We start from the raw sequence: 14681 nt of genomic DNA, 5'->3' as shown, positions 1-14681 counted from the left end.
ATAGCACCTGTACCGCGGGTGCTATTTCTGTATTATCTTTGCCTGCCCACTTAGGCTGTGCCATACATTACTATATGCCCCGCTACGCCCTTACAGACATACATGGCTGTGCCCAAACCCTGAAAGCCATGGTGCACGATCAGCTTCGGCTTACCAAAAAAGATGAACTATACCTGCTCGGCGACCTGGTGAACAAAGGCCCCGACTCAAAAGAGGTGCTGGATTTTATACTTCATCTGCAAAAGCAGAAGTACCAGGTGCACTGCCTGCGCGGCAACCACGACCAGATGCTGCTGAAAGGTATAACAAAAGGGCCCAAGCACCTTAGCCTTACCCCCACCGAACAAGAGCTGCTGCTGGAAAGCTTTAAGATAAGCAGCGTGCAGCACCTTCCTGAAAAGTATGTGAGTTTCCTGAAAAGCCTTTCCTATTACCTGGAGCTGCCGGATACTTACCTGGTACACGCAGGCTTCGACTTTAACCAAGACGACCTTTTTTCGGACAAAGAGGCCATGCTCAACATCCGGGATTACAAACCTGATTGGGAGCGCCTTGGGAACAAGAAGCTGCTGCACGGCCATACCCCCACCCCCCTGCATGCCATTAAGAAAGCCGTAACGCACAAAAGCCAGAAACTGAACCTGGACGCCGGGTGTGTCTACTACAAAAATGCCGCCTACGGCAACCTCGTAGCTTTAGACCTGGATGCGCAGGAGCTCTTTGTGCAGCCCAACATCGACAGGCCTTACCCGGTTGCCCGCAAAGGGTAAGGTTGCGCTTTGCACATATTCCTCATTAACAGGTGTTTATGGTGTAACAGCGTTTTTTGGATTATTTTTCAGTTAGTGTATGTAAACTTTGTATTTTTTTATTTTTACTAAGATTGAACTCATTTAGGATGGTATCGTAAGTGTCTCAAACAATAAAATAGGACTGAATTGTTATCCAATGTTAAGAAGCAGGAGGAGAGTTAAAAAAGATGAAGGCCCCCCAGCTTTGTTTCTGCCGCAGAATACAATAACTAATATAGTGTCACATCTATATATTCAAAAAAAGCTTATATACATATTTCCAGGCATATTCAGGAAATTAGATTAAAAATTAGATAACTAAATTGCCCAAATGATAGATAAATTATCTTATTTTGTGGCAATTACGAATCATTTAAAATAGCACAGGAAAATTTTATTATATTATTACACTTAAGCTATGGCACAACTCTACGCTCCCCCTTTTACACGATTCCTCCGGTCACTGCTGTTGCAGTGTGTTTTCCTGCTTGGGATAGTCTCCCTCAGCTTTGCGCAAACAACCAAAACTTACGACGGTCCCTGGCGCAACAATACGGCCGCGGATGTCACAACCTCCGGCCTGAGCATCGACGGTGCAGACCTGGAGACTGACGGCAGTGGCGGCTCCGCACAGCTCAGAACAACGACGGCTTTTGTAAACATAAAGCTGAGAAACGCTGATGGGACCTTGGCAACAGGCTTTAAGGTAAGCTACAGTGCAGAGTTGTCTACTACCCGCGGGGGCAATGCAACAATGCAGGTGCAATACAGCACCGATAACGGCGCCACCTATACCTCAGGGAATTCAAATGCACTGACACTTGAGGTTATCCGCGATAGTGTGTATCTGCCAGGAAATGCCACAGACGTTAAGTTCTCCTTGAGCAGCGTAACGAATGCGTATGCGTTCTTGGATGCCATTGAGGTAACGCAGGCTCCAGAGATTTCAGGCTTCACGCCAGACCAGGGAGTGCCGGGCACACCGGTTACCATCACAGGTAACATTTTTAACGGTGTTTCAGAAGTATACTTCGGAGATGTGCTGCAAAATACTTTTACTGTAAATACGGCGGGCACCGAAATTACGACAACCGTGCCAACCGGCGCTTCTACTGGTTTTATCAAACTGGTTACGCCATATGGCGATGAGGCGACTTCTGCCACGGAATTTGTAGTGCCAGCTCCTGTTATTTCAGGCTTCATGCCTGCCGCAGGTGGCGCCGGCGATGTTATCACCATTACGGGCCAGTATTTTACCGGCGCAACGAGCGTAGCATTTAACGGTGTAGCAGCCACGCCAACCTCTGTAACAGACACAGAAATTACCGTAGCCGTGCCTGCAGCCGCCACCGATGGCAAACTTACAGTAGTTACCCCTGCCGGCTCCGACGAAAGCGAAACAAGCTTTGATGTGCTGGCGCCAACCATTACAGCATTTTTACCGAGTGAAGGTGGCCCAGTGGGTACCTCTGTAACCTTGCAAGGTAATTACCTGGCCTCTGTTACAAAAGTATACTTTAACGGCGTAGAGGCGCAATTCACCATTACAGATAATAACATCGCTACTACAGTGCCACTTGGCGCCGGCACCGGCTATATTACCGTGAAAGCCCCTGCAGGCAACGGGCAAAGCGACATAATGTTTAATGTTCCGGCTCCTACTATTACAGGCATTGCCCCTACTGCCGCTGGCCCTAACATGACCCTTACCATTACAGGCACAAACCTATCGGGCGTAACGCAGGTGGTGTTCCTGGGAGATAGTGAAGGTGCAACAGATGACAGAACAGTAGCAGTTACGGCTATACCTGCCACAGATGACCAACTGACAGTAGCCGTGCCGGCTGATGCCAGCACAGGCAAGATACAAGTAGTAGCGCCGGAGGGAAAAGAAGACACAAGTGATGAAGTCTTTACCTTTGTGCCGGCACCGGTTATTACCAGCGTTACCAACACACAGGATGCGCTGGAAGTAGCAGATGCAAGAACCTATGGTATTGTAGGAGACGAAATCACGATTACAGGTGAGAACTTCGGAACAGCTACGGAAGTGGTATTCGGCGGCGTTACGCTTACCGCAGCGGCGACAGAATTTACGGTTAGCCCTGAAGGCACAGCGATTACATTTAACATTCCGACAGGAGCTACAACAGGTGCCGTAACTGTAAAAACACAAGGCGGAACTGCCACCTGGAACGGGCCATTTGAAGTAGTGCAAGCGCCGGTTTATACCAGCATGGATCCTACAGAAGGTCCTCTTGGAAGACAAATCACCATTACCGGTGAGAACCTGAAGTATGTAAGCGAAGTTGTTTTCCCGGGTGCCGACGGTGCGGAAGTGCCAGCAACGGTCTTCTCCGCCTCCAGCGACACAGAGCTTCTGGTTACCGTGCCGGACGGAGCAGTAACAGGTCCGCTTCAGATCACGAACCCTGCAGGTTCTGTTACTACGACAGATTCCTATACCGTTATCCTGATCCCGGTTATCGAGAGCTTTGACCCGGTGCTGGGAGTTGCCGCCAACACCGTAACTATCACAGGCTACAACTTTACGGGTACTACAGCCGTGACTTTCGGCGACAGTGCTCCAATAACAACTGCCTACGACGCAGACACGAATCCAGGCGGTTTTAATGTAGTATCAGATGCAGAGCTGACGGTGCAGGTGCCAATCGACGCGACTACAGGGGTTATCACAATAACAAATGCGGAAGGTTCTGGCAGCAGCGAAGAAAACTTCACCATCATCCAGACTCCAACCATTACGGACATAGACCCTGTTAAAGGCAAAGTAGGTGACCAGGTGGTAATTACCGGGACAGAGTTTATCGGTGAAGGCATTGTGGTTACGTTCCTGGGCACAGGAACAGGAGATGAGGTAGTAGCTGCAACGTTCGACATGAACTCTCCTACACAGATTACAGCCACAGTGCCTACCGGTGCTGTAACAGGTCCGTTAATGGTAACCAATGCCGCAGGTACCAGCGAACCTAGTACTGAGAGCTATGAGGTAGTGACGGTGCCGGAGATCACCAGCTTCAGCCCAACACAAGGCAAAGTAGGTGACGAAGTAGTGCTTACTGGCTGGTTCCTGAACCAGGTAGAGGGCGTGCAGTTTAACGGTACAGCAGCAGAGTTTACGCTGAACCCAGATAACACTATCACAGCAATCGTGCCGGTGGGTGCTACAACAGGCAAACTCAGCCTGGTAGAGGGTAATGAAACTGTTTTCACAACAGAAGCAGACTTCACTGTTTTCCCTGCCCCAATTATTACTTCTTTCGACCCAACGGAGGGAGTAGCTAATACCCTGGTAACCATTACAGGTGAAAATTTCCAGGGCTTGTCTAAAGTAACCTTCCTGGGAACAGAGGCAGAAGGTGACGAGTATGATGCAAACCTGACAGCTGTGGACCTGGCGACAGTTTCTACAGAGTTTATGGTGCCTGTGCCAACCGAAGCTGTTACAGGTAAAATACAGGTAACAGCGGCAGGTGGTACCGCTACCAGCGAAGCAGACTTTGTAGTGCCAGCTCCTACTGATATTACATTTGAGCCAACTACTAGCTATGCAAACCAGCAGGTAACGATCAGAGGCCGCTACTTAGAAAATGCCAGCGAAATAACATTCAATGGAAGGCCTGTTGCAAACATAGGGATTGTTATAGACGAATTGGAAGACGGAACCGGAAACTTTACCGGGTACCAAACTGTAACTGTAAAAGCACCATTTGACGCCGGAACAGGTCCAATAGTAGTAACAACCCCTGCCGGTAAAGGTACCAGCGAAGATAACTACACAGTTATTGAGCCAAACATCATAAGCTTAACTTCAGAGGAAGGTACAGCTAAAGGGTATGCAGGCAGTACAGTTCTAACGATTACAGGTCAGAATCTAAGCTCATACTATAACGGAACCACATCTAGTGTGGAATTGAAAGCGCCGACTGTAACATTTCATGGGAATGAAGGTTCTGTTGCAACAGCTACACCGGCAGAGGGAAGCTATTCTGATACGGAAGTAACGGTTGTGATTCCATCTACTGCGAGAACGGGCACAATGACAGTAGCATCCGGTAGTGGAATAAGTAATCCAGTGGCAATCGAGATTCTGAAGCCTACTATCTCATCTGTAAATCCAACGGCTGTTTATGCAGGTGAATGGGTTGATGTAACTGGTACAAACTATATAGAGCCAATAACTGTCAATTACGGAGGAATAGATATTCCTTTGAATGATGTTGATATTGTTAGTGAAACATCGCTAGCTTTTATAGCTCCAGTTGTGGATGTTACGACGTCTAATGCTTTAACAATTACCACACAAAGTGGTTCAACCGATTCCTATGCTCTAACAGTATATAAGCCTTTAGTCTCTAACCTTAATAAAAATAGAGTATACGCTGGTGTAAACACTGTCACTATATCAGGTACTAGATTAGATGAATATTATCAGCAAACAAGATCAGGCGGCGAAGTAAGAAGAACTGCTCCTTCAGTCACATTCGCTAGCACAAATGGTAATCGTATAAATGGCACTATCTCCAGCGCGACTTATAGCACCACTGAAGAAGGAACGGATATAGTAACCGTGAACGTACCGGCTGGAGCTGTAACTGGTAACGTAAGAGTGTCAAGCCTAAGCGGCACCGGCGAGTCAACGCAAACGCTGACCATCATCGGCGCGCCGACCATTACTGGTTTCTCAGTAAGCGGCGGTGTGGTAGGCACAACGTTTACAATTACGGGTACCAACTTCGATGAGGCTACTGCTGTTGCATTTACTGGAAGCGCATCAACAATACCAGCTACATACACAGTGCTGTCGCCGACAGAAATTCAGGTGACGGTACCAAATGACGCGCTTGCAGGCCAAATTGCAGTAACTACGCCATATAATGGTGGAACTACAGTAACAAGTAACGAAAGCTTCAGAGTAGTATACGCGCCAGTATATAGCTCCTTTAGCCCTGCATCAGGACCGAAAGGAACGGAAGTAACCATTTCAGGTGAGAACCTGTGGGACGTAGATGGTGCGCTGGAAGTATACTTTAAAGGACACGGCGGCGCAACTATCCCGGCAGCAGACGCAGACAAGATTGACCTGGCTGCCACAGTAACAAGCTACGATGAGGTAGGCGGTACCTGGGTGAAGGTAACGGTGCCAGACGATGCTATTTCTGGAACTGTGACTTTAACAAACGCAGCAAATACGACAGAAGCAGGAGCCTTTGAGGTGACAAGCCCGGTAATCGTGCGCTTTGAGGATGCAGATAACGTTGAGATCACCAGCAGTAATCCGGCGCGCATTAAAGAGACTGTATTTGCAAAAGGCTATCAGTTGCAAGACATAGGGGTAGCAAAAGTTGGAAGCATTACCGCCAGCTTCCTGGAGAGTGATGTAAACACCCTGGAGATGCTGGTGCCAAGATCCGCCACAACCAATACGGTTTCCATAACGGCGGCCGAGGCAAACGAAGTAAGCTCAGAACTGCTATACATCCAGCAGCCGATCATTACGGTTACGCCAAACAGTCTTAGCTTTAAAGCGAAGGCCGGAGAAAATTCAGCAGCGCAATCTTATACAGTAAGCGCTCAGTACCTGCCAGTAGGGGAAAACCTGAACATTGCAGTGGCGTCTAAGACCGACTACTACTATATTACAATGGACTCGACTGATACCACAACCTGGGCTAAGACAGTGACAGCGCTGACTACCGATGGAAATGGAACAGTTGCAGAAACAATAGTGTACGTAAGGGCACAGCCGGCAGAAGACGTTGCCACAAACCTGAGCGGCACGATTACCAACAGCAGCTATTCAGTGTATAGATCAACAGTAGCCCTGAACTCTATAATTACACCGCTGCCAGTAGAGCTGATGTCATTTGATGCGGCGCTGCAGAAGCGCAACGTGGTGCTGCGATGGGTAACAGCCTCTGAGGAAAACAACTCGCACTTCGAAGTTGAGATGTCCACAGATCCGAAACAGGGCTTCGAGAAGATAGGTGTGGTAGAAAGCAAAGTGACCAACAGCGTGCTCAGAACAGATTATACGTTTACGCACAAACTCGGCAATGCCAGCGGCACCATCTATTTCCGACTGAAGCAGGTAGACCTGGACGGAACGACTGACTACAGCAAAGTGATTGCCATAAACGTGAAGGCGCTGGAGCTGGTACAGAAGCTACTAGTAGCGCCTAACCCGATCAACTTTAACTCTAAAGTATACATTACAGCCGAAGTTAGCGGAAAGGCAACCCTGACGCTGCACAGCATCACTGGCCAGCGTGTGTACAGAGCAAGCCTGGAGTTGGAAGAGGGAGAAAACGAAGTGCAGCTGCCTGTTTACGACAAGATAACCAAAGGCATGTATGTGCTGACGGTAGAGCTAAACGGACAAACCTCACAAGTGAAAGTGATAAAAGAATAGCAAGTAGATAGAAGCTATACTACAAAGGCCCGGTGCAATAGTACCGGGCCTTTGTTTTTAAATCTGAAAAACGCAAAGAACAGGAAATCTAGCTGCAGGGCCTGCTTCGTATATAAACTTCTGAAACATTGGTTTATTCCGGCGCATACTTTAATTTTGAGCGCTCACTAAATCCAACCAGAACGAATGCAAAAAGATACAGCCATATTTGACCTGATTGCTAAAGAAAAAGCCCGCCAAATGCATGGCATTGAGCTGATTGCCTCTGAGAACTTTGTGTCGGAGCAGGTAATGCAGGCCATGGGCAGCGTAATGACGAACAAGTATGCCGAAGGGCTGCCGGGCAAGCGCTACTACGGTGGCTGTGAGGTGGTAGACCAGTCGGAGATGCTGGCTATTAACCGGGCAAAGGAGCTTTTTGGAGTGGAGTGGGTAAACGTGCAGCCACACTCCGGCGCGCAGGCAAACGCAGCGGTGATGCTGGCGGTGCTGCAGCCGGGAGATAAGATATTGGGTTTCGACCTGTCGCACGGTGGCCACCTGACGCATGGCTCGCCTGTAAACTTCTCAGGTAAACTATATAACCCTTCTTTCTATGGCGTAGAGCAGGAAACAGGGTTAATCGATTTTGATAAAGTAGTAGAAACGGCTCGCCGCGAGCAGCCAAAGCTCATTATCTGCGGCGCCTCTGCCTACAGCCGCGACTGGGACTATAAAAAGCTGCGTCAGGCTGCTGATGAGGTTGGCGCTCTGTTGCTGGCCGATATCTCCCACCCTTCCGGACTTATCGCGCGCGGCCTGCTGAACAACCCGTTTGAGCATTGCCATATCGTAACCACCACGACGCACAAAACGTTGCGTGGCCCACGGGGCGGCATGATCATGATGGGCAAGGATTTTGAGAACCCATTCGGGCTGAAAACGCCTAAAGGTGAAATACGCATGATGTCATCGCTGCTGGACGGCGCCGTTTTCCCGGGTACGCAGGGCGGGCCGCTGGAGCACGTGATCGCAGCGAAGGCGGTAGCATACTTTGAGGCTCTGTCTGATGATTACCTGGGCTACGTGAAGCAGGTGCAGCAAAATGCACAGGCAATGGCTAAGGCGTTCCTGCAGCGCGGCTACGACATCATCTCCGGTGGCACAGACAACCACATGATGCTGATTGACCTGCGTTCTAAAGGTATAACTGGCAAGTTGGCCGAGAATACCCTGGTGCAGGCAGACATCACCATCAACAAAAACATGGTGCCGTTTGATGACAAGTCGCCATTCGTTACCTCGGGCATGCGTGTGGGCACGGCAGCCATTACAACCCGCGGCCTAAAAGAGCAGGATATGGAGCGTATCGTGTCATACATCGACACGGTGCTGGCTAACCATGGCGATGAGAGTAAAATAAAGAGCGTGCGCAGCGATATCAACAACTGGATGCAGGAATATCCGCTTTTCGCTTATTAATAAGAACAGAACGTATAGGAGGAACCGCTTTTGATGGACCAACCGTTTTTGGAGGAAAAAGAGCCGCAGGAGATGTCCTTTGTGGACCATCTCGAAGAGTTAAGATGGCATATCATCAGGGCGCTAGGCTCCATCTTTGTATTTGCTACCGCAGCTTTTCTGGCGAAAGGCTTCGTGTTCCACGACATTATACTTGCCCCCTCACGCACTGACTTCTTAAGCTACAGGGTGATGTGCGAAGTAGGCCAAAGGTTGGGTTCAGAGGCGCTGTGCTTTGACGAGATGGGCTTTACCATCCAGAGCCGGCAGATGAGCGGGCAGTTCACGATGCACTTGCTGGTGTCGGCGGTGATAGGTTTGGCCTGTGCCTTCCCGTATGCGTTTTGGGAGATATGGCGCTTTGTGAGGCCTGGGCTCTACCCGCAGGAACGCAAAAACTCACAGGGAGCCGTATTCTTTGTGTCCATACTTTTCGTGATGGGCCTGCTGTTCGGATACTATGTGGTTTCGCCGATCTCCATCAACTTTTTGGCGGGCTACCAGGTTGACCCCAGCATTATTAACGAGTTCGACCTGTCGTCGTACGTTTCCACCCTTACCACCCTCTGCCTGGCTTGCGCCTTTATGTTTGAGATGCCCGTCATCGTCTTCTTCCTGACAAAGGCTGGCCTGATTACGGCAGAAACCATGAAGCTGTACCGCCGCCACGCGCTGGTGGTTATATTGGTAGTGGGTGCCATCATCACGCCGCCGGATGTGGTGAGCCAGCTATTAATTTCCCTGCCGCTGATGCTGCTTTATGAGGCCAGCATCCATGTATCGCACTCGATACGTAAAAGTGACCTGAAGCGACTTAACGAACAAAACAACGAATCCTAATGGCTCTTAAAATTGCAATTGGCGGCGACCATGCCGGCTATACTTACAAGAACATGCTGAAAGAGGTGCTGGCCGAGATGGGGCACCAGGTTCAGGATTTTGGGCCGGGCTCTGAGGCTTCCGTGGATTACCCGGACCATGTGCACCCGCTGGCCAAGGCGGTGGTAAACAAAGAGGCCGATTATGGTATCCTGATCTGCGGAAGCGGAAACGGCGTAGCCATGACGGCAAACAAATACCAGGAAATCCGGGCGGCCCTGTGCTGGCTGCCGGAGCTGGCAAAGCTGGCCCGCGAGCACAACGACGCCAACATACTGTGCATCCCTGCCAGGTTTGTGTCAGAGGACGTGGCCAAAGAAATGGTAAGAGCCTTCCTGAGCACAGCGTTTGAGGGCGGCCGCCACCAGAACAGAGTAAGCAAAATTGCCGCCTGCTAAGCTGCGGGAAAGTATAATTTTTATATAACAGAAAGGCCGCTCTTGTATAGGGCGGCCTTTCTGTTTCAGAAAAAACTATAGAGCCGTTGCAGCCCCTTTTATACCAATATCAGTTGGTACGTACGCAATATTCTTGATAAGGCTACAGGCAGACGCCCCTCCTTATAAGAGTTAGAGGTGGGTTTATAAGCTGTAGGTAAGCTATAGAAATGAAGCAGGCGCATCATTCCATTTGTCTAGACCTATACCACTATCAGTTAGTTCGTGCGCAGTGCCTATTACAAATTTACAGGCTGATTCCCCTCCTCTGGACTAGCCAAAACGAGAGTTTTGAGCTAGCGAGCGTAGCTCATAGGGGTGGGTTTTAGACTTTAAATAAACTGTGGAACCAATCCATGCGCAATAATCAATCAAGATTAGTATTATGGTTGCTTTAGCTGGTAAACCCCAGCGTCTTCCGTTTCCTCATACTTGCCAAAGATAGTGGGCAGCTTGTAAGAGAGCTCCGGCATCAGTCCCGCCTTATCGACCAGGTACTGCGGCATTTCGTTGCGGAAATTCTCGTGCAGTTGCAGCACCGCCTGGTATTCGTTTAGCTTGCCGAAGTGCCGTTGCGCCAGCTCCCAGTTAAGGTATGGCGTAACAGGCTTGTTTTGCATATAGTAGCGGATGTCGTTGCCCAGCACCAGCACCGTGCTGTGCTGCACCGGCAATTGCACCTGCTCAGGCAGCAACAGCGGCGACTCATCCATCTGCAGCACCTGGTTGATGCCCAGCACAAGCCGGTAGCGCAAAATCAATACTCCGGCCAGCATTACCATAAATACTGTGTTCAGCATCCACCCTTTACGGCCGGAGGTAAAGAAAAACTCCCCGAAATAAGCAATGGGCGGAAGAATGATCACAAAAGTAGCCACCGTGATCTCGTCGCGGGTGAAGATGACCAGCATGCTTGCCACCAGCCACACCCACATGAGCTGCTGAAACTTAACCTGAAACACAAGCCGCTGCGGCAGCGAGGCCGCGCTCAGCAGCGAGAGCAGGAGTATGATACCCGGGATCGTCATGATTTTGGCTACGTCCGACGGAGGGCGCAGAAAGGCCACCTGCAGTTGCCACGGGCGCAGCAGGTGGAGCTGCAGGAACTCCTGCCCGGTATTGGTATACAGGTAGAAAGTCATCAGCACGGCATACGGGAAGGCAAAGCCGCACAGCATTAGCATGGCGCTCCGAAAGGTGTTGGACGCAAAAAAGATGACCGCGAAAACCCCTACCAACAGAAATACGGCCAGCGGCAGGTAGCACATGGCAGCCAGGCCCAGCATAAACCCACCTATAAACAAGCGGTTGTTCTCAAAGCCCTCTCTGGAGAGGGTGATGATGTAGGGTAGTGAAAGTATGAGGAACGTGTTGCCGATAAGCAGCGGGGTAAGCATGTTAAACTCAAAAGAGAGGCTGCCCAGCAGCAGGTATAGCAGCGCCGGCAGGTAGTTCTTGCTGGCGTATACTTGGTGCCGGTTCAAGGTATTGTTGAGCAGGAGGGCCTGAAGCAGGAGCAGCCCCAAGGCCGTAAGCCTGTACGCCATAAAAGAGCGGCCGGCCAGCAGATCCAGCAGCCAGAACACCAGCGCCGAGATAGGAGCCGTGTTATCGTAGATGTCGCGGTACATGGCGTGGCCTTCTGCCAGCCGCTCCCCCACCAGCATGTGCAGCAGCTCAGGCGCCGTGCCCGGAAAGCCTAGCAGCAGCAACGGCAGCTGTATTCCGAGGAACAGCAGCACCAGCAAAAAAATACGGGAAGGCAGTATACTACGGAAGTAACTAATCAAGGAAAGACAGAGTTATAGAAAACGGTAATATAAAAAAGCCGCCGGGCAAAGTATAATGGCGGTGCCGTGCAAGCGCATCCAGGCAAATAAGCAAAAGCCTTTGCCTCAGAGGCGTCTGCAAAAAGCGCCTGACCCGAAATGAGTGAGGCACTTTTGGGGTAAAAATGCGAAATTAATATGATATTTGCATCTTCGTATGGAAAGTAAAAGACAACAGAAATTCTCGCGCCTGATTCAGAAAGAGCTGGCCGACATCTTCCAGAGGGAGGTGCCGCACCTGTTCGGGGGCGCTTATATATCGGTGAGCGTCGTGCGCGTATCGCCAGACTTGGGTGTGGCCAAAGTATACCTGAGCATCATGATGGCTAAAAACAACGAGGAAGTGCTGCAGGAGGTGCGGCTCAACGTCAAAACCATCCGGCACCAACTGGCCCAGCGCATCAAGAACCAGGTACGCATCATCCCGGAACTGATCTTCTACCTGGATGACACGGCCGAGTATGCAGCCAAAATCGACAAGTTATTTGAGAACATCGACATCCCGCCGGCGCGTGAGGACGACGAGGACGACGAAACATACCCTAACAAGTAGGCACTAGCCGCACAACACCCTTATGCAGTACGACCCTATTAAGCGGGCGCTCGGCAATGTGTTTAACAAAACGCCTTTCCTGCGCCGCATCTTCTATAACCTGCTGGACCTGCTGCTGCTACGCGCCTGGCACGTGCACAAAGAGCTAAACGAGTGGGCCGCCAACCGGCGCAGCGAGGAGCAGCACATCCTGGATGCCGGCTCCGGCTTTGGGCAATATACCTATAAGCTGTCGGGCATGAGCAGCAAATGGCGCGTGCTGGCCGTTGACGTGAAGGAAGAGCAGGTATCGGACTGCAACCGGTTTATGCGGGCCATCGGCCGCCAGAATGTACTGTTTAAAATAGGCGACCTGGTAAAATTCCGGGAGCCCGAGAGCTATGACCTTATCCTTTCGGTGGATGTGATGGAGCATATTCTGGAGGATGTGGAGGTGTTCCGTAACTTTCAGGCCTCACTGCGGCCGGGCGGCATGCTGCTTATCTCTACCCCATCCGACCAGGGCGGCTCCGATGTGCACGGCGACGACGAGACTTCCTTTATAGAGGAGCACGTGCGCGACGGCTACAACATCAGAGAAATAGAGGATAAATTAAAACTGGCTGGCTTTAGCAAAGTAGACGCGCGCTACTCCTACGGCAAACCGGGGCAGGTCTCCTGGCGGCTCTCTATGAAGTACCCGCTGCTGATGCTGAACGCCTCTAAAATTTTCTTCGTGCTGCTGCCGTTCTACTACCTGGCCACCTTCCCGGTAAGCCTGGTGCTGAACTGGATGGACGTAAACGGCAAGCACCCCTCCGGTACCGGCCTGATCGTAAAAGCGTGGAAATAATTTAATTGTTGGATTGCTGATTGTTAAATTGTTAACTCAAGATGTGTAATAATGAACGTTTAACCTTCAAGCAATCACCAACAAACAATTAGCAATTAAAAGATGAACGTACCTTTTCTGATAGCGAAACGATATTTTTTCTCTAGAAAGAAGAGGAGCATCATTAGTATCATCTCCAACATCGCGATGATCGGGGTGGCGGTTGGCACGGCGGCGCTCATCATAGTGCTGTCGGTGTTCAATGGCCTGGAAGACCTGATCCGCGAAATCTACTCCAGCTTTGACCCGGACCTGAAGATAACCGCTGCGGAGGGCAAGTCCTTTGAGACTGATACCGAGTTCATGAACCGGATTAGGCGCACGCCAGGCGTGGCGGTGGTATCGGAAGTGATAGAAGACAATGCCCTGCTCCGCTACAATGACCGCCAGATGGTGGTAAAGGTGAAGGGCGTGAGCGAGAATTTCTTTGAGCAGAACGAGATCGACTCCTCGGTGGTGGAAGGCTCCAGCGATTTATACTTTAAAAACGCCTACCGTGCGCTGGTAGGGCGCGGTGTGCAGTATCAGTTGTCCATCAGGCCCACCAATCACCTGGTGGCAATGCAGTTTCTGTATCCCAAAAACGTAAAGTTCAACCCCCTAAACCCGGAGGGCTCCTTTAACAGCCTGAACATTATGCCCGGCGGCATATTCGCTATTGAGCGGCAGTACGACGACTCGTATGTGTTTGTGCCGCTTAACTTTGCCGAGGAGCTGCTGGACTACGGCCGCCGCCGCACCGCGCTGGAGCTGAAAGTGGGGTCAGGGTACCGGATTGAGGAGGTGAAAAAGGAGCTGCAGCAGCTACTGGGCAACGGCTTTAAGGTGCAGAACTCCGATGAGCAGCACACAAGCCTGCTGCGCGCCGTGAAAGTCGAGAAGCTGTTCGTGTTCATCACCTTCGCATTTATACTTGGCATCGCCTCCCTCAACATCTTCTTCTCGCTCTCTATGCTGGTGATAGACAAGAAAAAAGACATTGCCATACTTGCCTCTATGGGTGCTACGGCCAAAACCATCCGCAATGTGTTTTTGATGGAAGGCGCGTTGGTAGCCTTTATCGGGGCTTCTTACGGGCTAACGCTGGGCATGCTGGTGTGCAACATGCAGCAGACCTTCGGCTTGGTAAGTATGGGCATGGCCACCTCGGTGGTAGAGGCCTACCCTGTAAAAATGGAGGTCAGTGACTTTGTGTTTACCGGTATAGCCATTGTTGTCATCACACTGTTGGTGTCCATCAGGCCAGCCAACAAAGCGGCTGCCATGTCGGTTACCGAGAACATATAGCGCTCCTCCCCTTGCTGTAATACAATTCCGAAAACCCGTAAACATCCGAGCGGCAATCCTGTTTATCCCGGAAACTACGCCAACCTCTCCAAAGTGCAAGC

At 50.5% G+C, this 14681-nt stretch carries 9 protein-coding genes; 8 read left to right on the top strand and 1 reads right to left on the bottom strand.

Annotation, left to right across the window (positions count from 1 at the left end):
• The first annotated feature begins 74 nt into the window (after positions 1–74).
• From FJM65_RS05685 to rpiB, 5 genes are all read left to right on the top strand, one after another.
• The gene (locus FJM65_RS05685; protein WP_140620315.1) at positions 75–770 is read left to right on the top strand and encodes a metallophosphoesterase family protein; all 696 of its coding nucleotides are present in this window, start codon (positions 75–77) and stop codon (positions 768–770) included.
• A gap of 439 nt (positions 771–1209) precedes the next feature.
• Complete coding sequence (locus FJM65_RS05680; RefSeq protein ID WP_140620313.1) at positions 1210–7224, top strand: IPT/TIG domain-containing protein; 6015 nt, start codon at positions 1210–1212, stop codon at positions 7222–7224.
• 186 nt (positions 7225–7410) lie between these two features.
• Positions 7411–8685: a serine hydroxymethyltransferase gene (gene glyA, locus FJM65_RS05675; protein ID WP_140620311.1), complete on the top strand. Its 1275-nt coding sequence runs from the start codon at positions 7411–7413 to the stop codon at positions 8683–8685.
• Positions 8686–8718: 33 nt separating this feature from the next.
• Entirely contained in the window at positions 8719–9564 is an 846-nt protein-coding gene (tatC, locus tag FJM65_RS05670) for a twin-arginine translocase subunit TatC (RefSeq protein WP_140620308.1), read from the top strand.
• On the top strand, positions 9564–10001 hold the full coding sequence (gene rpiB / locus FJM65_RS05665) for a ribose 5-phosphate isomerase B (protein WP_140620306.1): 438 nt from the start codon (positions 9564–9566) through the stop codon (positions 9999–10001). Before tatC ends, rpiB begins: the two co-directional genes overlap by 1 nt.
• A gap of 422 nt (positions 10002–10423) precedes the next feature.
• Here rpiB and FJM65_RS05660 read toward each other — a convergent pair whose 3' ends face one another.
• Positions 10424–11830, bottom strand: a complete 1407-nt coding sequence (locus FJM65_RS05660) for a hypothetical protein (protein ID WP_140620304.1) — start codon at positions 11828–11830, stop codon at positions 10424–10426.
• 196 nt (positions 11831–12026) lie between these two features.
• Here FJM65_RS05660 and rbfA point away from each other — a divergent pair, with 196 nt between their 5' ends.
• The 3 genes from rbfA (at position 12027) to FJM65_RS05645 (ending at position 14580) form a co-directional block, all read left to right on the top strand.
• Complete coding sequence (gene rbfA / locus FJM65_RS05655) at positions 12027–12422, top strand: 30S ribosome-binding factor RbfA (RefSeq protein ID WP_140620302.1); 396 nt, start codon at positions 12027–12029, stop codon at positions 12420–12422.
• A 22-nt stretch (positions 12423–12444) separates the two neighbouring features.
• On the top strand, positions 12445–13254 hold the full coding sequence (locus tag FJM65_RS05650) for a class I SAM-dependent methyltransferase (protein ID WP_140620299.1): 810 nt from the start codon (positions 12445–12447) through the stop codon (positions 13252–13254).
• A gap of 102 nt (positions 13255–13356) precedes the next feature.
• The gene (locus FJM65_RS05645) at positions 13357–14580 is read left to right on the top strand and encodes an ABC transporter permease (RefSeq protein WP_140620297.1); all 1224 of its coding nucleotides are present in this window, start codon (positions 13357–13359) and stop codon (positions 14578–14580) included.
• Positions 14581–14681: the final 101 nt, after the last annotated feature.

The sequence above is a fragment of the Pontibacter mangrovi genome (assembly GCF_006385705.1).
Classification (GTDB): Bacteria; Bacteroidota; Bacteroidia; order Cytophagales; family Hymenobacteraceae; genus Pontibacter; species Pontibacter mangrovi.
This window is presented reverse-complemented; position numbering and strand designations above follow the sequence as displayed.